Raw genomic sequence first — 20,601 nt, 5'->3', positions numbered from 1 at the left:
ACCATCAGCAACCGACCGCCCACCCCCATCCACGACTCGGGCTGAACAGCAGTGAGGTTTCGCCACGTTGCCTGAACGGCAGGGACTCGACCTCGAGCCTGGCCCGCGGAGCGCCCAGGAGGCGCGCCGCTGGGTGGTGCGGACCTGCCACGAGCTCGGTCACCCGGAGCTGGCGGAGTGCGCCGAGCTGGCGGTCTCGGAGCTCGCCACGAACGCGGTGCTGCACGGCAAGGAGCCGTTCCAGCTGCGGCTGAGCGGCACGCCCGACCACCCACGGTTCGAGGTCCACGACGCCTCCACGATCCCTCCCCAGCGGTCCACGCCGGCCGGCGGCTTCGACATCGACTCCGTCGACCTGGACGCGCTGGAGAGCCTCGACGACGAGCAGTTCCTGGCCATCACCACGGTCGGTCGCGGGCTCGACATCGTCGCCCGCTGCTCCTCGGCCTGGGGAGCGCACATCGAGGAGGACGGCAAGGCGGTCTGGTTCGAGCCGGCGGCGACGTTCGGCGACGGCATCGGAGCCGAGCTGCAGCTGACCTACGCCGTGCCCCCCGAGGTCGAGGACCACACGCGCGTCGGGCACATCGCGGTCCAGGTCATCGGCGTACCCGTCGACGCCTGGGGGCGCTTCCAGCGCCACTACCGCGACCTCAAGCGCGAGATCCGGCTGCTGGCCCTCGCGCACGACGACGAGTACCCGCTGGCCAAGGTCCTCACCGACCACTTCGACGCGCTCGAGGTGCCGCTGCGCGCCAACATGGGTCGTGAGCAGGTCGACCTGGCCGCCGGCGAGGGACGCACCACCATCGACCTGCGGCTGCGGATGCCGCCCGCCACCGCCCGCGAGATCGGCGGCCTCATCGACCTGCTCGACGCGGCGGACGACTTCAGCCGGGCCTCGCGCCTGCTGACCGCACCCCGCACCCCGGAGCAGCGGTCGTTCCAGATCTGGTTCCTGGGCGAGTTCCGGCGGCAGGCGACCGGCGCCCCGCCGGTCCCGTGGAAGGCGGCGTAGCCAGCGTAGGATCGCCCCGATGGCGCCCGACCGCGAACGGATCCGCAGCGAGATCCACCAGCTCCCGATCGACCCGGAGCCGACCGCACCGCTGCTCCCCCACCCGATCACGCTGGTACGCCGGGACGCGGACCTGCTGCCCGTCATCGCCGCCGGCGGCGCGATCGGCAGCCTGGCACGCTGGACGATGGCGCAGGTCCTGCCGACCGCCGGCTTCTCCTGGGCGACCTTCCTGACGAACGTCCTGGGCTGCGCGCTGATCGGCGTCCTGATGGCGCTCATGATCGACCGCTGGGCCGCGACCCGCTACCTCCGCCCGTTCCTCGGCGTCGGCGTCCTCGGCGGGTTCACCACCTTCTCCACCTACCAGCTCGACGTGCACCGGCTCCTCGCCGACGGTCGCGCCCCCCTGGCCCTCCTGTACGCCGCCGCGACGCTGCTCTGCTGCCTGGCCGGTGTCTGGGCCGGCCTCACCGGCACCCGCGAGGTGCTCGACCGATGACCGTGCTGCTGGTGCTGCTCGGAGGCGCCGTCGGGGCGCCCGCCCGCTACCTGACTGACGTGGTGATCCAGTCCCGCAACCGGGCGCCGCTGCCGTGGGGCACGCTCGCGGTCAACCTCGTCGGCTCGTTCGTGCTCGGGCTGGTCGGCGGCGCCGCGCCCGCCCCGTGGGTGGCCACGCTCGTCGGCACGGGCTTCTGCGGCGCCCTGACGACGTACTCCACCTTCGGCTTCGAGACCGTGCGGCTCCTCGAGGAGCGCAAGCCGCAGGTGGCGGCGACGTACGTCGTTCTCTCGCTGCTGGTCGGCCTCGCCGCGCTCAGCCTCGGCTGGTGGATCGGCGGCTCCGCCTGAGCGAGGGCTCCCGAGTCTCAGACCGACCGGGGCAGCGCCAGGTAGCGGATCTCGAGGAACTCCTCGATGCCCGTCCGACCGCCCTCGCGACCGAGACCCGACTCCTTGATGCCGCCGAAGGGCGCGGCCGGGTTGGAGACCAGACCGGTGTTGATGCCGAGCATCCCGACCTCGACCGACTCCTGCAGCCGGAACGCCCGGTCGATGTCCTGGGTGAAGGCGTAGCCGACCAGACCCCACGGAGTGTCGTTGGCCAGCCGCACGACCTGCTCCTCGTCCTCGAAGCCGATGATCGGTGCGACCGGTCCGAAGATCTCCTGCGCCATCAGCTCCGACGCCGGGTCGACGTCGACGAGCACGGTCGGTGCGTAGAAGAAGCCCTCGCGCTCCAGCGGCGAGCCGCCGCAGACCACCCGCGCGCCCCGGCGTACCGCATCGGTGACCAGCGCGGTGACCTTGTCGACGGCCTTGGGCTCGATCAGCGGTCCGATCTGTGTCCCATCCGCGAGCCCGTCGCCCACGGAGAGCGCGGACATGCGCGCAGCGAGTCGCTCCGCGAAGTCCTCCATGATGCTGCGCTGCACGAAGATCCGGTTGGCCGCGGTGCAGGCCTCGCCCATGTTCCGCAGCTTGGCGATCAGGGCGCCCTCGACGGCGAGGTCCAGGTCCGCGTCCTCGAAGACGATGAAGGGCGCATTCCCCCCGAGCTCCATCGAGGCGCGCATCACGTGCTGGCTCGCCTGCTCGAGCAGTCGTACGCCCACGGCGGTGGATCCCGTGAACGAGATCTTGCGGGCCTTGCCGCTGCTCATCCACGGTCCGACGACCGAGCCGGGATCCGACGAGCACACCACGTTGAGCACCCCGGCCGGCAGCCCGGCCTCCTGCAGGATCCGCACCAGCGCGAACGAGCTCAGCGGGGTCAGGTCGGCCGGCTTGAAGACCATGGTGCAGCCGGCCGCGATCGCCGGGCCGATCTTGCGCGTCGCCATGGCGAGCGGGAAGTTCCACGGCGTCACGATCACGCAGGGACCGACCGGGGCCTTGGTCACGATGATCCGGGTGCGCCCGTCCCCGCTCGTGGTGGCGTCACCGCCGATGCGCACGGCCTCCTCGGAGAACCACCGGAAGAACTCGGCCGCATAGGCGACCTCGCCGCGCGCCTCGGCCAGTGGCTTGCCCATCTCAGTGGTGATGATGGTGGCGAGCTCCTCCTGCCGATCCATCATCAGGTCGTAGGTGCGGCGCAGGATCTCGCTGCGCTCGCGCGGCGCCGTCCGCGCCCACTCGGCCTGGGTGTGCGCTGCGACGTCGATCGCCCGTGCCGCGTCGTCGGGGCCGCCGTCCGCGATCGACGCGATGACCTGACCGGTCGCCGGGTTGAGCACATCGGTACGCCGCCTGGAGGCGGCCTCGACCCACTCGCCGCCGATGAAGAGATCGGTCGGCACGGAGGCGAGGACGTCGCGCGTGGTCGCGGTCGTCATCGGGTCACCACGTCTTCCAGCGCCCGGCCGAAGCGCTCCAGCCCGAGATCGATCTCGTGCTCGGTGACGACGAGCGCGGGGATGAGGCGTACGACGTTGCCGGCCGGCCCGCAGGTGAGGCTGAGCAGACCGTAGGTCGTCGTCGCCTGCTGCACCGCTGCAGCGGTCGCAGCGTCGGGTCGCCCGGCCTCGTCCACGAGCTCGATGCCCTGCATGAGTCCGAGACCGCGCACGTCGCCGATGGCGTCGTGCTTCGCCTGCAGCAGCCTCAACCCGCCCTGCAGCTGGGTGCCCCGCACGCGTGCGTTCTCGACGAGGCCCTCGTCGCGGATCACGTCGAGGGTCGCGCAGCCGGCGGCCGCCGCGACGGCGTTGCCGCCGTAGGTCCCACCCTGCGAGCCCGGCCATGCCTTCGCCATCAGCTCGGCCGGAGCGGCGATGGCGCTGATCGGGAACCCGGAGGCCAGGCCCTTGGCCGTGATGAGGATGTCGGGGGTGATCGAGGAGTGCTGGTGGCCCCAGAACCTTCCGGTACGTCCACAGCCGGCCTGCACCTCGTCCAGGATCAGCACGATCCCGTGCCGATCGGCGCGGTTCCGCAGACCGTCCAGGAACGAGGGCGGCGTCGGCAGGTAGCCGCCGTCGCCGAGCACGGGCTCGATCAGGAAGGCCGCGGTGTCGTCCGGGGCGGTCCGGCTGATCAGCAGGTAGTCGAGCTCGCGCAGTGCGAACTCCACCGCCTCCTCCTCGGTCCAGCCGTAGCGGAACGCGTACGGGAACGGTGCCATGTGCACGCCGGCCATCAGCGGCGCGAAGCCCGCGGAGAACCGCGTGCCCGCCGTGGTGAGTGACGCGGCCGCGACGGTGCGGCCGTGGAAGCCGCCCTGGAAGACGATGATGTTCGGTCGGTGGGTGGCCATCCGCGCCAGCCGGATGGCGGCCTCGACGGCCTCGGAGCCGGAGTTCGCGTAGAACACCGAGTCCAGCCGGTCCGGCAGGACCTCGCCGAGCTTGTCGGTCAGCTCGAGCAAAGGCTGGTGCAGGACGGTCGTGTACTGGGCGTGGATCACCTTGCCGGTCTGCTCCCGCGCCGCCTCGACGACGCGCGGGTGGCAATGGCCGGTGCTGGTCACGCCGATGCCGGTGGTGAAGTCCAGGTAGTCCCGCCCGTCGGTGCCGTGGATCCAGCTTCCTGACGCGTGGTCGACGACGACCGGGGTTGCCTGCTTGAGCAGCGGGCTCAGCGATGCCATGGAGGTTCCTTCCGTTGCGACGAAGGTCGCGGTGACAGGGACGAGGAGGGTGGAGGGCCGGCCGCGTTCAGCTCGACACCGGCACCAGGACGCACCGGGGGGCGGTCAGCTCGACGGCGGCGTACCGCACTCCCTCGCGGCCCACGCCCGACTGCCGGAAGCCGCCGAACGGCATGCTGTCGATCCGGAAGTCGCTGGTGTCGTTGAGCAGCACGGCGCCCACCCGGAGCGCGCGTGATGCCCGCGTCGCGACGTCCAACGAGGCCGTGAAGACACCTGCTTGGAGCGCGAACTCGCAGTCGTCGGCACGCTGCAGCGCCTCGTCGAGCGACGACACCGGCTCGATCACCACCACCGGCCCGAAGACCTCCTCGCGCAGGATGCGCGAGCCGGGCGCGAGACCGGTGAGAACGGTCGGCCAGTACAGCGTGCCCTCGGCGCGGCCGCCGACGACGACGCGGGCGCCGTGGTGCCGGGCCTCCTCGACCAGGCTGGTCACGCGATCGGCGGCGAGCCCGTCGACCAGGGGACCGACGTCGGTCGCGGCGTCCTGCTTCGAACCCACGACCAGCGCCGCGGCACGTTCCGCCACGCCGTCCAGGACGTGCTCGAAGACCGGTCGCTCGACGTACACGCGCTGCACCGAGAGGCAGTTCTGCCCGGCCACGCCGAACGCTCCCGACACGATCCTGTCGACCGCCAGGTCGAGGTCGGCATCGGCGCAGACGATCGTGGCGTTGTTGCCGCCGAGCTCCAGGAGCATCTTCTTGACGCCTGCGCTGCGGGTGATCGCCTCGCCGGTCCGGACACCGCCGGTGAACGAGACGACCGCGACGCCGGGATGGGACACGAGCGCGCGACCGATCTCCGGACCGCCGCACACGACCGAGAGCCGCCGGCCCGGCACCCCCGACTCCAGGAGCACGTGGGCCAGGTGCAGGGCGCACAGCGGCGTGTGGTCGGACGGCTTGAGCACGATGGCCGTGCCGGCCAGGATCGCGGGTGCGAGCTTGTGCGCCACCAGGTTCAGGGGGTCGTTGAAGCTGGTGAGTGCAGCGACCACCCCGAGCGGCTCGCGGGTGAACCAACCCATCCGGTCCTCTCCCCGGGAGCTGTCGTCCAGCTGCAGCACCTCACCGGTCAGTGCGTCACCCGACTGGGAGGCGAGCCGGAGGGTCTCCGCGCAGCGGGTCACCTCGGCGCGCGCCTCCCGCAGGGTCTTGACCCCCTCGGCCGCGATCAACCGGGCGAACAGGTCCGACCGTTGGACCACGAGGTCGGCCGCGCGGGCGAGCGACGCCGTCCTCGCGTGCAGCGGCCATGGCTCGGCGAGGGACGCCGCGGCGGCGCGGACGGCCTCGTCCACGTCCTGCTCGGTGCACCGGGTCACGTGCCCGACGACCGCCCCGTTCTCCGGGTCGATCACCGGCAGGTCGAGCGGTGCGGTCCGCCACTCTCCCGCGACGAGGGCCCCACCCGGTGGCGGCACGAGGGGACGGATATCGGTCACGTGCCGGTCGACGATGGTCACGACCCCTTCCCTCCCCGGAGCAGGTTCCACCTGTCGATGGTGTGCGCCCCCGCACCGATGAAGGGCAGGAACCAGGGAGGTCCGACGTGGCCGGGAACCGCCCGGAAGCCGAGACCGGCGAACGGCAGGTCAGCCCGGGCCCCCAGCATCTTGCGAGCCACCTGCTGGCCGGAGTACGTCGCCATCTGCACGCCGTGCCCGCTGTAGCCGAGGCTGTAGTGGATCCCGTCGCGTTCGCCGGTGTGGACCATCCGGTCCATGCTGATGTCGACGAGTCCGCCCCAGGTGTAGTCGATCCGGGCGCTCGCCAGCTGGGGGAAGATCGCCACCATCGCCCGCTGCAGGATCTCCGAGCTGCGTCGATCGGTGTCCGGACTCGACAGCGCGAAGCGGGCGCGACCGCCGAAGAGCATGCGGTTGTCCGGCGTCAGGCGGAAGTAGTAGGTCAGCATCTTCGCGTCCGAGGCCATCCGCCGGTGCGGCATCAGCTCCGCTGCCAGGTCGGCGTCGAGCGGCTCCGTGCAGTTGATGAAGCTGCCGACGGGGATGATGCGACGGCGCAGCCAGGGCGTGACCCCGGAGGTGTAGCCGCTGGTCGCGATCAGCACGTCGTCGGCGCGCAGCTGTCCGCGTGACGTCTGCACCACGTGCTTCTTCTCGTCGCGGCTCAGCGACACGACCGGCGCGGCCTCGCAGATCGTCGCGCCGGCCGCGATCGCGGCCGATGCCAGGCCGGCGACGAACTTCCCGACGTGCAGCCCGGCTCCGAGCGGGTCGACCATCCCGCCGCAGTAGTAGTCCGAGCCGATCTCCTTGCGGATGTCGGCCGACCCCAGCACCTGCAGGGGGACCAGGTCCTCGAGCGTGGCCAGCTGGCGCTGCGTCGTACGCATGCCGGCGACATCGCGCGGCGTGAGGGCGAGGGACAGCTTCCCCGAGCGGTCGAAGTCACAGTCGATCGCGTTCTCGCGCACCAGCGTCTCGACGGCGCTGATCGCCCGGTCGTACTCCAGGTAGTACTCCACCGCCCGGTCGCGGCCGTAACGAGCCACCGCCTTGCCGAACCCGATCGCCAGACCCGTGGTCGCCATGCCCGCATTGCGCCCGGACGCTCCCCAGCCCACGTGGTGCGACTCCAGGACCGCGACCCGCGCACCGCCACGTGCCAGCTCGAGGGCCGCGGCCAGGCCGGTGAGTCCGGCACCGACGACAGCCACGTCGACCTCCGACGGCACGGGCTCGTGCCGGAAGTCGCCGGCCGGGGCGGCGGTGTCCTGCCAGTACGAAACGAGCTTCATGGGATCAGTCGATCCCGAGCATCTGGTTGAGCTCGTCGAGCGAGCTGACGTCGACGTACCCGTAGGAGTGAGCCGGCGGGTCGTAGTCGCGGTTGAGCATCACCAGGTTCCGGAACCCGAGGTCGTGGGCGGGCATGAGGTCGTAGCGGGTGTGCGAGGAGACGTGCAGGAAGTCGTCCGGCGTCGCGTCCAACTGGTCGACCATGTACTCGAAGGCCTGGTAGCGCGGCTTGTAGAAGCCGGCCTGCTCGGCGGTGAACACCGCGTGGAACGGCGCCCCGAGCCGGGGCACGGAGACGTCCAGGAACGAGGTGTCCGCGTTGGAGAGGATCACCAGGGGGTATTTCTCGGCCATCTTGGCCAGCGGACCCGGGACGTCCGGGTGAGCCCCCCACGACAGGACGGCGTCGGCGAACTGCTCGCCGGCCGTCGGGTCGGACTCGATCCGCCACTTGCCGCAGGTTCGGTCGTAGGCGTCCTGGAGCACCTGCCGGTACGGGTAGTAGTCGCCCAGCACCTGGTCGTAGCGGTACTTGCTGAACGAGCGCCGGAAGGCAGGGAAGTCCTCGTCGCTGATCTGGCCACGCACGACCTTCCGGGTCGCCGCGTCGATCTCGTAGTTGATGAGCGTGCCGTAGCAGTCGAAGGACACGTACTTCGGGCGGTAATCGGTCACGGTGAGCGCTCCTGGGGTCAGTTCGGGTGGGTCGCGGGCGCGGAGGTCGCAAGGCGCCGTTCCGCCGCGCAGCACGACCGTAGCGCCGATCTCGCATGTTGTCGACAATCGACTACAGACCGTTGACAGCATGCAGCCGACGTCATTAGATTCCCCGAAACCGATCCCCGAGGAGCACCCAGTGGACTCAGGACTGCGGCTCGCACCGCTGACATTCGCCTCCGCCACCGATCGTGTGTGCACCGAGCTGCGACAGCTCGTCATCACCGGCGCGCTCGCCCCAGGACAGCCGCTGAACGAGACCGCGGTCGCCGCACAGCTCGGCGTCTCCCGGTCTCCGGTGCGCGAGGCGTTCCAACGCCTGGTCGCCGAGCGTCTGCTCGTCTCCCAGCGCAACAAGAGCGTGACGGTCCGGGAGTTCACCGACACCGACATCCAGGAGATCTACGACGCCCGCACCGCCATCGAGAGCCACTCGGCCCGCACCATCGTCGGCTCCGGGGCGGACGCGGTGGAGAGGACGGCCGTGCAGCTCGAGGACGCACTGCAGATGCTCCACCGGCAGCTCGAGACCGGCGACCGGGTCGCCATCGCGCAGGCCGACCTCGCGTTCCACCAAGCACTGGTGGCTGCCGGCGGCAACTCGCGGCTCAAGGCGGCGTACGACCTGCTCTCCGCCGAGACCCTGACCTGCATGGCCTGGCTGGAGATCGCAAAGCCCTCCGGCGAGGAGCTGATGCAGGACCACCGCGACTTCATCGACGCGCTCCGCGCTCTCGACTCGGACCAGATCGTCACCGTCATCAACCAGCACCTCTCGCGTGCCAACTCGAACCTGGCCGCCAGCACGTCCGCTGAGCGCACCAGCCACCACCCGGCCTCCGTGCCACAGAGCTGATCAGGAGATCCACCATGAACACTCGCGCCCTCTCGCTCCTCGCCGCCGCGTGTCTCGCCCTGGGTACGTCCGCCTGTTCGGGTGGCAGCAACGACGCCGGGGCCGCGCAGCCCACCGGGAGCTCGGGTGCCGGCGTCTCCGCCGACCCGGCCGCGGTCGCGATGCTGCCCACCGCCGCCAAGTCGAAGGGAACGATCAGCGTCGCGCTGGACCTGCAGTACCCGCCGACGTCCTTCCTGTCGACGAACAACGAGCCCGAGGGCTTCAACGTCGACATCGCCCGGTTGATCGCCGCCAAGCTCGGCCTGAAGCTGGAGGTCAAGAACGTCGGCTTCGACTCGATCATCCCCGGCCTGGCGGGAGGTCGCTACGACTTCACCGCGTCCGACATGTCCGCGACGCCGGAGCGGCTGAAGGTGCTCGACATGATCAACTACTGGACCGACGGGTCCTCGCTGGCCGTCAAGTCGGGCAACCCGGAGAACCTGGGGATCAACGACAGCTCCGTCTGCGGCAAGAAGATCGCCGTGATGATCGGCACCACCCAGCAGGAGACCTACCTGCCGGCGCTGTCCAAGACGTGCACGAGCGGCGGCAACGCCGCCATCTCCTCGGTGGTGCTGCCCAACGTCAACGCCGCGCTCACCCAGCTGTCGTCGGGTCGGATCGACGGCATCTTCTACGACACCCCGTCGCTGGCGTACGCCGTGCAGCAGCACGGCACGACCTTCGCTCTCGCCGACCAGCAGTACGACAAGCCCGCGTCGCTGGGCACCGACCTGGTCGCGCTGGGCCTGCCGAAGGACTCGCCGCTGACCAAGGCCGTGCACGCGGCGATGCAGTCGATCATCGACAGCCCTGAGTACAAGGAGACCCTCGACAAGTGGGGCTTGGGCGCCGGGGCCATCCCGACTGCGACGATCGCCACCGCCTCGGCGGGCTGAGCCCGCATGGACGCCACCGAGAAGCTGCGAATCCACCGTCGTGGCGTCTACGAGTACGTCATGTGGGCGGTCTGCCTCGTCATCGCCGCAGGCATCGCCGCCACCCTGATCACCAACCCTCGGTACCAGTGGCAGACCATCGGGCACTACCTGACCGCACCCACGGTCCTCCGCGGTCTGTGGCTGACGATCTGGATGACGGTGGTGGTGATGGTGATCGCCACCGTTCTCGGGCTGCTCATCGCGGTCATGCGGATCTCCAAGGTCCTGCCGGTCCGGATCCTCGCGATGGGCTACATCAACCTGTTCCGCGGCACCCCCGTGCTCGTGCAGCTGATCCTGTGGTTCAACATCGCGGCGCTCTACCCGGACATCCGCCTCGGCGTACCCTTCACGTCCCTCGGTGGCACGTTGGACACCAACGCACTGATCAGTGCGACCACCGCGGCGATCATCGGTCTGTCGCTCAACGAGGCCGCGTACATGGCCGAGATCGTCCGCGGCGGGTTCAACTCCGTCCCCAAGGGACAGCTCGAGGCGGCTGACTCGATCGGGATGAGCGAGGGCATGAAACTGCGCAAGATCATCATCCCGCAGGCGATGCCGACCGTCATACCGGCGACGGGCAACCAGATGATCAGCATGTTGAAGGAGACCTCGCTGGTCAGCGTCCTGGGCGTGGCCGACCTGCTGGCGAGCGTGCAGCTGATCTACTCGCGAACCTACGAGACGATCCCGATGCTGCTGGTCGCCTGCATCTGGTACCTCGTCGCCTCGCTGCTGCTCAGCTACCCCCAGTCCAAGATCGAGGCCTACTACAGCCGGTCGACCCGAGCGATCGGGCGCAAACCGACATCAGTGATGGAGGTGCCGACGTGAGCGACCACCCCACGCCAGGCCATCGCGCGACCGAGCCCTTCCGCCCTGCGGGACTCGACACGATCGACGGACCGGGCACGGTGCGCATCCGGAAGCTGGTCAAGTCGTTCGGCCCGCACACGGTGCTCAAGGACATCAACCTCGACATCGCCTGCGGCGAGGTCTGCGTGCTGATCGGGCCCAGCGGCTCCGGGAAGTCGACGCTGCTGCGCTGCATCGACGGGTTGGAGGACGTCGACTCCGGTGTGCTCAAGGTGAACGGCGAGCACCTCGGGTACGTCGAGCACGAGACCCACTACCGACCGCTCCGCCGCGCCGCGCTGCGTCGGCAGCGCACCCAGATCGGGATGGTCTTCCAGTCGTTCAACCTGTTCCCGAACCTGACCACGCTGGAGAACATCACCGTCGGCCAGACCCTCGTCAAGCGGGTCCCCAAGGCAGACGCCCGCAAACGCGCCCGCGAGCTGCTCGCGCAGGTCGGCCTCGAGGGACACGAGGCGCACTACCCCGCGCAGCTGTCCGGCGGGCAGCAGCAGCGCGTCGCCATCGCGCGGTCGCTGGCGATGGATCCCCAGGTGATGCTGTTCGACGAGCCCACCTCCGCCCTCGACCCGGAGCTCGTCGGTGACGTCCTCGACGTCATGAAGCAGCTCGCCGAAGCGGGGATGACGATGCTGGTCACCACCCACGAGATGGGCTTCGCGAGGGAAGTGGCGAACAGCCTGCTGTTCATGGCCGACGGCCACATCGTCGAACGTGGCGATCCTCGTGAGGTGCTCGCCAACCCACGTGAGCCGCGCACACAACAGTTCCTCAAGAAGGTCCTCTGAACGTGACTGATGCTGAGATCGGCGTGATCGGAGCCGGCACTGTCGGCAGCATGGCTCTGTGGCAGGCGAGCCGAGGCAGTGGCTCCGTGGTGGCCTTCGAGGCGAGCACCCCGGCTCATCCCCGGAGTGCGGTGGGCGGGGACTCCCGCCTGTTCCGCATGACGTATCGCGGGACCGACCCGTACTACCCGATCCTGCAGCGCTCGCGTCAGCTCTGGACCGACCTGGAGGACGAGTCCGGGCGCGCGATCCTCGGTCGGTGCGGCGGCCTGTCGATCGGGCACCGCGACGGCGACTACATCCCGGCGCTCCTGGACTCCATCAGGGCGTGCGGAGCCGAGCACAGCATCCTCGATCACGACGAGATGGCGGAGCGCTACCCGCAACACGACCTGGACACTGACGAGGTCGGGGTCTGGGACCCGCACGCGGGCTACCTCAAGACCGACACCGCCGTCCTGTCTGCGCTCGAGTGCGCCCGACGCCGCGGCGCGACCGTGCTCACCGACACCCCGGTCACGTCCATCACCGAAACGGGTGACGGGGTCCGGATCGAGTCCAACGGCCGCAGCTGGACCGTCGACCGGGTGATCGTCACGGGCGGCGCCTGGGCGACGTCGTTGCTGCCCGAGGCGCTCCGGCCGAGCGTCTACCCGACGCGCATCCTGCTGACGTGGTTCGAGGCGCGCGACGCCTCCGCCTTCGCTCCCGAGGTGTTCCCCATCTTCATCCGGATCGCCCGCGGCACGTCCCTGTACGGCGCACCGTCCCTGGACGGGACGACGGTCAAGGCGAGCCTGGACGGTCGCGCACGCCGCGCCGACGACCCGTCGAACCTGCTCCGCGTGCCGACCGACGCCGAGATGACCGAAGTGCGCAGCACGATCGCCAGCTACCTGCCGGGGCTCATCCCCTACGTCGTCCGCGCCGACACCTACCCCGACCTCTACACCTCCGACGGTGTCCCCCTGCTCGGCTTCGCCCCCGGCTCTCGCCGCATCGTCCTCGCAACAGGGTTCAGCGGGGCCGGCTTCAAGATGGCCACGGGGTTCGGCGAGATGGCAGCGTCCCTCGCACTCGACCCCAGCCGGTCCGAGGCCGGGATGTTCACCGACCCGACCCGCCCGAGCCTGATTCCCCGGCCCAGCTGACGGCCTGAGCGTTGTCGCTCTTGTTCAGCTCAGCCCGGGGACCTCGCCCTTGAGCGCCGGGCAGACGTGCACCACAGACGCGATCACGATCTCCTGGGTCTGGGCCTTGTCGCCGAGCACGCCGGTTCGGTCCTTGACGACTTCGTCGAAGGTGTAGGTGCCGAGGTCGTTGCAGATGCTGTCGGCGGTCTGGGTGGCGAGGGCGAGCGTCCATCCGGCCTTCGGGTATCGGCGCTTGAGCTCGCGGAGGAGTGCGCCGAAGTCGGGCCGAGGAGCAGGCGTGATGCTGCTCGGTCCGGTGGCCGGCGCGCTGATCGCAGGTGGGCTCGCCAGCGTCTTGTCGGTGGTGGAACCGTTGTTGCCGCAGGCGGTGAGGGACGACCCGAGGAGCATCGCCGCAGCGGCTGTCACAGGGTGCGCATAGCGGGGAGCGTAGACGGGATCGAGCCTCGAGATGACGAAACGGGCAGGCCCGCGCGCGCGTGAGGGTTCGTGACGAGCACGCAGCAAAAACCCGAATCCCAGGGTTGTGGTGGTCTTCGACCAGCACAAACCCTGGGATTCGTTGGCGACCCCGACGGGACTCGAACCCGCGGCCTCCGCCGTGACAGGGCGGCGCGCTAACCAACTGCGCTACGGGGCCAGGTTGTCGCTTCTCCCTCACGGGCGAAGCGTGGGAACTCTAACCCATCCGGGGCAGCCGCTCCCAATCGGGACGAGCCTCAGCAGAGGCGTGCGCCCGACACTGGGTCGAAGGCCAGGGCAGAGCCGGGGTCCTCGACTTCGCCGCGACGGCGGCGGCCGTGACGGTCAGCCGGCTCGGCGCGGACCCGCCGTAACGCCACGAGCTGGCGCCCTCGACCGCCCAGCTGACGAGGGCGGCCGTGCGCACGGCGTCCGTCAGGCGGCGACGCGCGCCGCCGGGCGCAGGCGCTTCACGAGGTACCGCGCGTCGCGGTCGACGCCCTGGATCTGCTGCGAGGCGAGTGCGTACTGGAAGGGCAGGCCCAGGAAAGCCAGACCCGGGATCGGGCTGAGCCCGCGCTCGTGCAGAGGCCGGCCCCGGTCGTCGAACCCCGGCAGCTCCAGGAAGCGGTGGTCCGCCACCGTGCCCGTGCACCACACGACCGTGCCCACGTCGAGGCCGGTGCCGTCCTCCCCCGCGGGTCGACCGTCGACGACCCGCTCGATCCGGCCGATCCGGCGTACCCCGGCGGCGTCGAGGTCGGCGACCTTGTTGCGCACGAGACCGACGCCGTGGCCCTCGCTCTCGACGCTCAGCCGGCGGCCCATCGGCGTACGGAGCGTGAGGACGTGCCGGAACACGAACATGACCACGGGCACCACGGCCCGGCCCGACCGGCGGTCGATGTCGAAGGGGACCTGGCCCGGGTGCCGGCCGGCGAGGAGGACCTCGTGACCCGCTGCCGCCGCGTCGAGGGCGACGTCGGTGCCGGAGTTGCCGGCCCCGACCACGAGCACGGGGCCGGGAGCCAGCTGGCCGGGGTTGCGGTAGTCGGTCGAGGTGAGCTGGCGGATCGCGGGATCGAGGTCGTCGGCGAGCGCCGGCACCGTCGCACGTCGGTGCGCGCCGGTGGCGACGACGACGTTGGCCGCCAGGAACGTGCCGGTCGTCGAGGTCACCCGGAAGCGGTCGCCCTCCTGGTCGACGCTGCTGACGCGCTCGCCACACCGCACGGGCAGCTCGAAGCGACGCGCGTAGGCCTCGAGGTAGTCGGCGAACTGGTCCCGCGTCGCATAGCCACGCACGGGGATGCGCCAGCCGGGGAGGCTCGCGTAGCGCGGAAGGCTGAACAGGCGCAGCGAGTCGTAGCGGCGTCGCCAGCAGTCGCCGATCCTCTCGTCTCCGTCGAGGATCACGAAGGAACGGCCCGTACGACGCAGCCGGTAGCCCATCGCGAGGCCGGCCTGGCCGGCGCCGATCACGACGGTGTCGATGCTGGTCGCGTGGGTGGGACGTCCGGTGCTGATCGCCGGTGCGGGAAGGTGGGTAGCCATGGCAGTGACGCTAGGGGCGGCGTACCTCCCGGCGCGTCGGCCACGATGACCATCCTGCGGACGCCGGCCGTGGGCATTTCTACCCACGCGCCGGTTCAGGCGAGGCCGTGCTCGTAGGCGTACGCCGTGGCGGCGGCCCGGCTCGCGAGCCCGAGCTTGGTGAAGATGTTGCTGACGTGGCGGGCGACCGTGCGCTCGGAGAGGACGAGCCGCTCCGCGATCGCCCGGTTGGTGGCCCCCGTCGCGATCAGCCGCAGCACCTCCCGCTCCCGCGGGGTGAGCGGGCCGTCGGCGCTGTCCCCGTCGTCGCACAGCCCGGCGAGGTCGTACGCCGCGCCGAGCTCCTCGAGCACCGCCCGCGCCGCCGCCAGCTCCATCCGGCAGGCGTCCTCGTCGCCGAGGGAGCCGCACGCCCGCGCCACGAGGACCCGCGCACGCGCGCTCTCGTACGGCGCCTCGCACTGCTGCCAGCGCGTCCAGGCACGCCGCAGGTGCGGCAGCGCTGCGGCCGCATCTCCCCGTGCGAGCAGCAGGGCCCCGGTCGCGTGCTCGGCCAGGCCGGTCAGGTAGTCGGCGTCGAGGGTGGCGGCGAGTCCCGCCAGCTCGGCCGCCCGCTCCTGGGCGGTCTCGAGGTCACCCCCGCCGAGCGCCACCTCGACCCGCGCCGCGAGCAGCAGCGCGCGCTGGCGGGGCCGGGCGTCCTCGGCGAGCGCCCTGTCGAGACCGGCGGCCGCCGCACCGGCCCTGCCCTGGGCCAGACGAAGCAGCCCGAGCCCGGGCTGGACCTCGTGGCCCAGCGCGAGCGCCCGTGCGTAGGCGTCCTCGGCGACATCGAGCATCCCGCGCAACCGCGCCAGCTCGGCGACGCGGTAGTGCGCCTCGCCCACACCCTGGGCGCCCGCGCCGTCGCCCGCCAACACCTCGCAGGCACTCTGGGCCTCGGCGCGCGCGTCCGGCCACGCGCCCCGCAGCTGCAGGATCTCGGCGCGGTGCACGAGGCAGGTTCCGCGGTAGGCCACCATGCCGTGCTGACGGGCAGCCCACTCGGCGAAGGTGTGGGTCCACTCCTGGGCCCGCCGCAGGTCGAACCACTCCATGCAGATCGCGACGATGGCGCAGTACGCCAGGCCCGTCACCTGAGGGTCGACGCGCCCGGCCACCACGTGGACCATGACCTCGTCGTACGCCTCGGCGGACTCCTTCGTCCTCCCCAGCATCGCGAGGCACCGGCCCCGGCCGAGTCCGGCGAGCACCAGCCCGTCCAGGTCGCCCCGGCGCGCGGCGACCTCCGCGCCCTGCTCGAACAGCGGCAGCGCCGCCGCGCACTCGCCCGAGAACATCGCCAGCACGGCCTGGCGCTGCGCCAGCCAGGAGGCCACCCGGAGGCAGGACCCCTCGGGGACGAGGCGCGCGACCCGCGCCGTCCAGCCCGAGGCCTGCGCGTGCTCGCCGCGGTTGTCCAGGTTGAAGATCAACCAGAAGGCGCACTCGGCGGCCGCCTCGGTCTGGCCCTGGGCCAGGTAGGCCTCGAAGGCCTCCTCCCGCAGCCGGACGACCTCGTCGTCGCGGCCGAGCATCGCCGCTGCCACCGCGAGGCGCTCGACGTCGGCCGGCGGCAGGTCGGCCTCCGCCGCCGAGAGCGCCGCGTGCTCGGCCAGCCAGTCGGCCATGCGCCGAGCGTAGACCCGAATTCCCCGGCCTGCTGGGGATCGAGCGCAGACGGCACCCACCGGGAAGGCTCCCGGCCCGGCGAGATCGTGGGGGCACCGGGCCGGGGCCCGATCAAGCCCCGAGCGACGTACGAAGCGGTCAGTTGCGGACGATCACCCCACACAGGCTCGGCATGGTGATCTCGTCGTCCGCAGGGCCAGGACCGTCACCGTTGACGTCGGGGTTGTTGGCGAGGCCGTCACCGTTGAGGTCGACGCCGTGCACCACGATGGCGTACTGGTTGAGCGGCCCGAGCGAGGCGATGGCATCGCCGCTGTCGATCAGCTTGAACGTGCGGACGTAGCTGAGGGAGGTGCCGCGGTCGTTGAGCCCATTGGACAGCGTCCGCAGGACCGGTCCGTAGTCGGGAAGACCCTCGAGGATGTCGATGAGGCCGTTGTGGTCGAGGTCGCGGGCGAGGGACGGGCACTCGGACATGGCCTTGCGGATGCCGTGGATGTGGGCGATGTGGATGCCGTCGTCGAGGCCGGAAGCGGAGAGGTCGACCTTCAACTCGGTGCCCTGTTGGATGAGGCGGACGGTGCCGGTGCCTCCGTGGTTGACCGGCTTGAGGGTGGCCGTGTACGTCGCGACCCGGCTGGTCGTACCGGTGGTCGCCAGGGCGATGGCGGGTACGGCAGCCAGGAGCGGCGCCGCGATGACGATCGCGGCGGTCTTCTTTCTCATCGTTGAGTTCCTTCCGTGGGGAGAGTGGCGCCTCTCTCTTCACGAGCCCACGGACGGATCAGTTCACGGGTTCGGGCGTGTCAGGAGCCCGGGTAGGCGTGACCTGCTCCAGGCCGCGTCATGGTGATGGCCGCCCCCGAGGCCGGCGCGCGCCCGTGTGGGTCCTAGCGGTCCCACTCGACGTAGACGCCCTGGTAGCCGAGGTTCGGGGTGATCACGATCCTCGTGACGTTGCTGCCGATGTAGTAGTTCCGCTGGGTCTGGTTGGTCGCGCTCCACACGATCTGACCCGATGCGTTGTAGAACTTGACCGCGTACGCCCACGTGGGTCGCGAGCCGAACGAGCCGGCCGCGGCCCAGAAGGTCTCGTACAGGGCAGCATGTCCGCTCGGATAGGTCAGCGTGGTCGAACCGCTCCGCGTGTACGAGTCCGACCCGCTGGACATTCCGCTGAAGGTGCCGGCCTGGGCCGGCGCGATACCGGCGAAGGCGGCGAACAAGAGCAAGATCCCGAGGATGGATGAACGAAAGGTCGTGCGCTTGGTCATGGTCGCGTTCCTGTCATGTCAGGCCCACTCGATGCGGTGAGGTCGGCTCGGGAGCAAGTCGCTGTGAGCGTAGTGACCTGGATCAGCGGGCCACCATGGTCACATCGAGCCCCGCCGCTGTAGTTCGCAGGTGATCCGAATGTGCGCTCGGATTCGCGCCCTGCCTCACCAGAACGGGTCAGGTGAGCGAGACTCGACCGACGACGAGGGCCTCGACACGGCAGAGGTACGCCACTCCCCGCGGAAGGCCGGGTGCTCGGCGTACAGGGCGGCGAGCTCCTGCAGGGTGCTGAAGGCGCACTCCCAGGCGTCGGGCCGCTCGAGATAACTGTGCGGCTCGTCGTAGATCCAGCCCAGCTGGTCCACGATGCGCCGGTTCGTCTCGGGCTGGTGGAGGAGACGCCGCTCGAAGGGCGTGAGGTGGCGGCCGTCGCCCAACAGGCGAGCCGCGGACAGGTCCTCAGCGATCCGTGCCCGGAGGAATTCGATGATCGTCACAGCTACGTCTCCCGCTCCGAGAAACGCTCTGCTCCTCTCCTGGTACTTGTCACGAGGCGCCCGATCTGTGACATCGATCTTTCGCCGAGGTGGGCCCTCGTCGTACCCCCTACCGGATTCGAACCGGCGCTACCGCCGTGAAAGGGCGGGGTCCTGGGCCGCTAGACGAAGGGGGCCCGCCGCTCGCGGGAGCGGCCACGACAGCATAGTGGGCCGGGCTCGGCGGTACCGATTCGGCAGCCCACGCGTCCTCCGGTAAGGTTTCGCCCTGCTTGGGCAGGTAGCTCAGTTGGTACGAGCGATCGACTGAAACTCGATAGGTCGGCGGTTCGACCCCGCCCCTGCCCACAAGCACGAGCCCCAGGCCGGATCTCCGACCTGGGGCTCGCTTGTTGCCGGACGACTCAGCCGAGGTTCAGCGAGGTGTCGTCCAGGACGAAGCTCGTCGCCAGCGAGGAGTCCTCGGTGCCGGTGAACTTGATCGTCACGGTGGTGCCGGCGTACGACGACAGCGACAGCGTGTGCAGCGTGTAGCCGGTCCCGGCGTTGGCGTTGCTCCACGTCGTCTTCGTCGTGCCGTTGACCGACACCGTCAGCTTGTCGTACGCCGTGGTCCCCGACTCCTGCGTGTCGATGTGCAGGTAGTAGCCCAGGGTCGCCGTGCAACCGGCCGGGATGGTCACGGTCTGCGACACCGAGTCGGTGTGGGTGCTGCCGTAGCCGTCGACCCAGGCCTTCCAGGTGCCGGAGTGGGCCCGCTCGGAGGTCGAGCTGTCGACGACCCCGCTCGAGGCGGTCCACGGCGCCGCCGTGCCCGTCTCGAAGCCCGGGTTGCCGAGCAGCTGGCCGGTGCAGCCGGTGCCGCCGCCGCTACCGATGGTGAAGGTGAACGAGGCGGAACCCGTCGCACCGGTCGTGTCCTTGGCGGTCACCGAGGTGTTGTAGGTGCCCGCGGTGCTCGGCGTGCCGCTGATCAGGCCGCTCGAGGCGTTGATCGACAGGCCGGCCGGCAGGCCGGTGGCCGACCAGGTGAAGGTCTGGCCCGAGGCGGAGTCCGCGGCCGACATCTGCAGCGACTTGGCCGTGCCGACGGTGCCGGTCTGGCTGCCCGGGTTGGTCACGGTGACCGTGTTGCCGGTGCTGCTGCCACCCACGATGGCGTGCGAGATGGCGCACGAGTTCGTGTCGTTGGACCACGACGCCTGCTCGGCGAACGTGCCGGTCGCGAAGGCGATGTTCGCGGCGCCCCCGGTCGCGCCGGGCGAGATCCAGGCGCACTCGTCGGAGTTCTCCTGGCCGTCGTACGTGCCGCCGGTGTGGTTGGTCCAACCGCCCGCAGGGTTCTGGTCCGACATCATCTCGTGCCACTCGTGGCCGAGGGTCATCGTGTAGCCGTCGAGGGTGCCCGCGGAGCCGCTGTTGACGAAGTTGACGCCGCAGCTGGAGCCCATGTCCATGTTGTAGGGCTGGTTGCTGAAGGCGATGTCGCCGTACGACGAGCTGGCGGCTCCACCGCTCAGCGTGGTGTCGCCGTTCCAGTCGTGCCACGCGCAGTAGCCCTGGGTCGGGCTCTGGTAGTTGTCCGGGTTGGTGCCGTGCGGCGACAGGATCACGTAGTAGGCGTCACGGTTGGACGCGGCGGTCGTGTTGCCGAAGTGCCCGGCCGCGGTGACGGCCTCCTGGGCCAGCTGGTGGCCGGTCGCGCTCGTCGGCGAGGCTGCCGCGTTGTCGTACCAGACGCCGGAGAGGACACCGCCGGACTGGTACGGGATGAACGCCGCGTTCGACGGGCAGCTCGTCGCACCCGCGGCCACGTTGGGGCCGTCGCACCACTGGGTCAGGTCGGCCGACCAGAGCTCGTTGTTGGTGCCGATGCCCTTGAACATGTTCTGCACGGCCTCGGCCGCGTGGTCAGGGTCGCCGGAGAAGCTGCTGATCCCGTTGGTGGTCGTCTGCGTGCCCCACTGGTTGCCGTAGAAGACGAGGTAGACCTTCGAGTGGCCGCTCTGGACGCCGATGCCGTCGACGCCGCCGCCGTACGACAGCGTCTTGGAGCCGGTAGCCGCCGGGTTGGCGTGCTGCCAGGCCTTCATCTTCGCGTTGGTCTCGGTCGTGGGCACCGCGCCGTGGCGGTACGCATGCCCGTAGGCGGGCGAGTAGGGGTCGGATGGCCCTGCTGCCTGCGCCGGGGAGGTTGCCAGGATGCCGGTGGCAGCGATGGCTGCCAGCGTTCCCAAGCCGGTGGCCAGCGCGGTACGCCGGACACTCTCGAGTCGTGCCATGAATCAACCTTTCGGGGCCCGGAGGGCCCACCGTGAC

Annotated in this window: 20 protein-coding genes and 3 tRNA genes; 9 read left to right on the top strand and 14 right to left on the bottom strand. The window is 70.4% G+C overall.

Features of this window, described 5'->3' with window-relative positions; all coding sequences use genetic code 11:
* The first annotated feature begins 67 nt into the window (after positions 1 to 67).
* From ACYVAQ_RS05495 to crcB, 3 genes are read left to right on the top strand one after another with little or no spacing between them, the layout of a single operon-like run.
* Positions 68 to 1,018 carry an ATP-binding protein gene (locus ACYVAQ_RS05495; protein ID WP_460787474.1) on the top strand — a complete coding sequence of 317 codons (951 nt, stop codon included), beginning with the start codon at positions 68 to 70 and terminating at the stop codon, positions 1,016 to 1,018.
* Between the two features lie 19 nt (positions 1,019 to 1,037).
* Positions 1,038 to 1,520, top strand: coding sequence for a fluoride efflux transporter FluC (locus ACYVAQ_RS05490; protein ID WP_460787473.1), 483 nt, complete (start codon positions 1,038 to 1,040; stop codon positions 1,518 to 1,520).
* Positions 1,517 to 1,873 carry a fluoride efflux transporter CrcB gene (gene crcB, locus ACYVAQ_RS05485; protein WP_460787472.1) on the top strand — a complete coding sequence of 119 codons (357 nt, stop codon included), beginning with the start codon at positions 1,517 to 1,519 and terminating at the stop codon, positions 1,871 to 1,873. Before ACYVAQ_RS05490 ends, crcB begins: the two co-directional genes overlap by 4 nt.
* 17 nt (positions 1,874 to 1,890) lie before the next feature.
* Here the strand turns inward: crcB and ACYVAQ_RS05480 are convergent, their stop codons facing one another.
* The 5 genes from ACYVAQ_RS05480 to ACYVAQ_RS05460 form a co-directional block, all read right to left on the bottom strand.
* Positions 1,891 to 3,360 carry an NAD-dependent succinate-semialdehyde dehydrogenase gene (locus ACYVAQ_RS05480; protein WP_460787471.1) on the bottom strand — a complete coding sequence of 490 codons (1,470 nt, stop codon included), beginning with the start codon at positions 3,358 to 3,360 and terminating at the stop codon, positions 1,891 to 1,893.
* Positions 3,357 to 4,613: an aspartate aminotransferase family protein gene (locus tag ACYVAQ_RS05475; RefSeq protein WP_460787470.1), complete on the bottom strand. Its 1,257-nt coding sequence runs from the start codon at positions 4,611 to 4,613 to the stop codon at positions 3,357 to 3,359. The genes ACYVAQ_RS05480 and ACYVAQ_RS05475 overlap by 4 nt, the downstream gene beginning before the upstream one ends.
* Positions 4,614 to 4,680: 67 nt before the next feature.
* On the bottom strand, positions 4,681 to 6,144 hold the full coding sequence (locus ACYVAQ_RS05470) for an aldehyde dehydrogenase family protein (RefSeq protein WP_460787469.1): 1,464 nt from the start codon (positions 6,142 to 6,144) through the stop codon (positions 4,681 to 4,683).
* Entirely contained in the window at positions 6,141 to 7,442 is a 1,302-nt protein-coding gene (locus tag ACYVAQ_RS05465; RefSeq protein WP_460787468.1) for an NAD(P)/FAD-dependent oxidoreductase, read from the bottom strand. Before ACYVAQ_RS05465 ends, ACYVAQ_RS05470 begins: the two co-directional genes overlap by 4 nt.
* Positions 7,443 to 7,446: 4 nt before the next feature.
* Complete coding sequence (locus ACYVAQ_RS05460; RefSeq protein WP_460787467.1) at positions 7,447 to 8,118, bottom strand: haloacid dehalogenase type II; 672 nt, start codon at positions 8,116 to 8,118, stop codon at positions 7,447 to 7,449.
* Positions 8,119 to 8,299: 181 nt separating this feature from the next.
* Between ACYVAQ_RS05460 and ACYVAQ_RS05455 the strand changes: the two genes are divergently transcribed.
* The 5 genes from ACYVAQ_RS05455 to ACYVAQ_RS05435 all read left to right on the top strand — a co-directional run bounded on the left by ACYVAQ_RS05455 (position 8,300) and on the right by ACYVAQ_RS05435 (position 12,820).
* Positions 8,300 to 9,016, top strand: a complete 717-nt coding sequence (locus ACYVAQ_RS05455) for a GntR family transcriptional regulator (RefSeq protein WP_460787466.1) — start codon at positions 8,300 to 8,302, stop codon at positions 9,014 to 9,016.
* A gap of 14 nt (positions 9,017 to 9,030) precedes the next feature.
* Complete coding sequence (locus ACYVAQ_RS05450) at positions 9,031 to 9,960, top strand: ABC transporter substrate-binding protein (RefSeq protein WP_460787465.1); 930 nt, start codon at positions 9,031 to 9,033, stop codon at positions 9,958 to 9,960.
* A gap of 6 nt (positions 9,961 to 9,966) precedes the next feature.
* Positions 9,967 to 10,839 carry an amino acid ABC transporter permease gene (locus tag ACYVAQ_RS05445; RefSeq protein WP_460787464.1) on the top strand — a complete coding sequence of 291 codons (873 nt, stop codon included), beginning with the start codon at positions 9,967 to 9,969 and terminating at the stop codon, positions 10,837 to 10,839.
* A gap of 62 nt (positions 10,840 to 10,901) precedes the next feature.
* The gene (locus tag ACYVAQ_RS05440) at positions 10,902 to 11,669 is read left to right on the top strand and encodes an amino acid ABC transporter ATP-binding protein (protein WP_460787722.1); all 768 of its coding nucleotides are present in this window, start codon (positions 10,902 to 10,904) and stop codon (positions 11,667 to 11,669) included.
* Between the two features lie 2 nt (positions 11,670 to 11,671).
* Positions 11,672 to 12,820, top strand: a complete 1,149-nt coding sequence (locus ACYVAQ_RS05435) for an FAD-dependent oxidoreductase (RefSeq protein ID WP_460787463.1) — start codon at positions 11,672 to 11,674, stop codon at positions 12,818 to 12,820.
* 24 nt (positions 12,821 to 12,844) lie between these two features.
* Here the strand turns inward: ACYVAQ_RS05435 and ACYVAQ_RS05430 are convergent, their stop codons facing one another.
* From ACYVAQ_RS05430 to ACYVAQ_RS05395, 8 genes are all read right to left on the bottom strand, one after another.
* Positions 12,845 to 13,231: a hypothetical protein gene (locus ACYVAQ_RS05430; RefSeq protein WP_460787462.1), complete on the bottom strand. Its 387-nt coding sequence runs from the start codon at positions 13,229 to 13,231 to the stop codon at positions 12,845 to 12,847.
* A 155-nt stretch (positions 13,232 to 13,386) separates the two neighbouring features.
* Positions 13,387 to 13,463 (bottom strand) — tRNA-Asp (locus tag ACYVAQ_RS05425).
* A 257-nt stretch (positions 13,464 to 13,720) separates the two neighbouring features.
* Positions 13,721 to 14,839 (bottom strand): flavin-containing monooxygenase, encoded by a 1,119-nt coding sequence (locus ACYVAQ_RS05420; RefSeq protein WP_460787461.1) that lies wholly within the window; start codon positions 14,837 to 14,839, stop codon positions 13,721 to 13,723.
* Between the two features lie 95 nt (positions 14,840 to 14,934).
* Positions 14,935 to 16,509, bottom strand: coding sequence for a LuxR C-terminal-related transcriptional regulator (locus tag ACYVAQ_RS05415; protein WP_460787460.1), 1,575 nt, complete (start codon positions 16,507 to 16,509; stop codon positions 14,935 to 14,937).
* 139 nt (positions 16,510 to 16,648) lie between these two features.
* A complete protein-coding gene (locus tag ACYVAQ_RS05410; protein ID WP_460787459.1) occupies positions 16,649 to 17,236 on the bottom strand; it encodes a hypothetical protein in 588 nt (195 codons plus the stop codon).
* 164 nt (positions 17,237 to 17,400) lie between these two features.
* Complete coding sequence (locus tag ACYVAQ_RS05405) at positions 17,401 to 17,784, bottom strand: hypothetical protein (RefSeq protein WP_460787458.1); 384 nt, start codon at positions 17,782 to 17,784, stop codon at positions 17,401 to 17,403.
* A 165-nt stretch (positions 17,785 to 17,949) separates the two neighbouring features.
* Positions 17,950 to 18,282, bottom strand: coding sequence for a DUF6221 family protein (locus ACYVAQ_RS05400; RefSeq protein WP_460787457.1), 333 nt, complete (start codon positions 18,280 to 18,282; stop codon positions 17,950 to 17,952).
* Between the two features lie 103 nt (positions 18,283 to 18,385).
* Positions 18,386 to 18,458 (bottom strand) — tRNA-Glu (locus tag ACYVAQ_RS05395).
* A 98-nt stretch (positions 18,459 to 18,556) separates the two neighbouring features.
* On the opposite strand from ACYVAQ_RS05395, the gene ACYVAQ_RS05390 reads away from it, so the two are divergent.
* Positions 18,557 to 18,630: transfer RNA gene (locus ACYVAQ_RS05390), tRNA-Phe, on the top strand.
* A gap of 56 nt (positions 18,631 to 18,686) precedes the next feature.
* On the opposite strand, the gene ACYVAQ_RS05385 is transcribed toward ACYVAQ_RS05390, so the two are convergent.
* Positions 18,687 to 20,564, bottom strand: coding sequence for a putative Ig domain-containing protein (locus ACYVAQ_RS05385; RefSeq protein WP_460787456.1), 1,878 nt, complete (start codon positions 20,562 to 20,564; stop codon positions 18,687 to 18,689).
* Positions 20,565 to 20,601: the final 37 nt, after the last annotated feature.

The sequence above is a fragment of the Nocardioides maradonensis genome, assembly GCF_054777115.1.
Note: the sequence above shows the minus strand (reverse complement) of the source record. Positions and strands in the feature narration are given on the sequence as shown.

Excerpts from the sequence above, each read along its gene's own strand:
- ACYVAQ_RS05420 (WP_460787461.1), bottom strand. The coding sequence starts at position 14,839 with ATGGCTACCCACCTTCCCGCACCGGCGATCAGCACCGGACGTCCCACC.
- ACYVAQ_RS05480 (WP_460787471.1), bottom strand. The coding sequence starts at position 3,360 with ATGACGACCGCGACCACGCGCGACGTCCTCGCCTCCGTGCCGACCGAT.
- ACYVAQ_RS05465 (WP_460787468.1), bottom strand. The coding sequence starts at position 7,442 with ATGAAGCTCGTTTCGTACTGGCAGGACACCGCCGCCCCGGCCGGCGAC.
- ACYVAQ_RS05475 (WP_460787470.1), bottom strand. The coding sequence starts at position 4,613 with ATGGCATCGCTGAGCCCGCTGCTCAAGCAGGCAACCCCGGTCGTCGTC.
- ACYVAQ_RS05445 (WP_460787464.1), top strand. The coding sequence starts at position 9,967 with ATGGACGCCACCGAGAAGCTGCGAATCCACCGTCGTGGCGTCTACGAG.
- ACYVAQ_RS05410 (WP_460787459.1), bottom strand. The coding sequence starts at position 17,236 with ATGAGAAAGAAGACCGCCGCGATCGTCATCGCGGCGCCGCTCCTGGCT.
- ACYVAQ_RS05405 (WP_460787458.1), bottom strand. The coding sequence starts at position 17,784 with ATGACCAAGCGCACGACCTTTCGTTCATCCATCCTCGGGATCTTGCTC.
- ACYVAQ_RS05450 (WP_460787465.1), top strand. The coding sequence starts at position 9,031 with ATGAACACTCGCGCCCTCTCGCTCCTCGCCGCCGCGTGTCTCGCCCTG.
- ACYVAQ_RS05415 (WP_460787460.1), bottom strand. The coding sequence starts at position 16,509 with ATGGCCGACTGGCTGGCCGAGCACGCGGCGCTCTCGGCGGCGGAGGCC.
- crcB (WP_460787472.1), top strand. The coding sequence starts at position 1,517 with ATGACCGTGCTGCTGGTGCTGCTCGGAGGCGCCGTCGGGGCGCCCGCC.
- ACYVAQ_RS05385 (WP_460787456.1), bottom strand. The coding sequence starts at position 20,564 with ATGGCACGACTCGAGAGTGTCCGGCGTACCGCGCTGGCCACCGGCTTG.
- ACYVAQ_RS05490 (WP_460787473.1), top strand. The coding sequence starts at position 1,038 with ATGGCGCCCGACCGCGAACGGATCCGCAGCGAGATCCACCAGCTCCCG.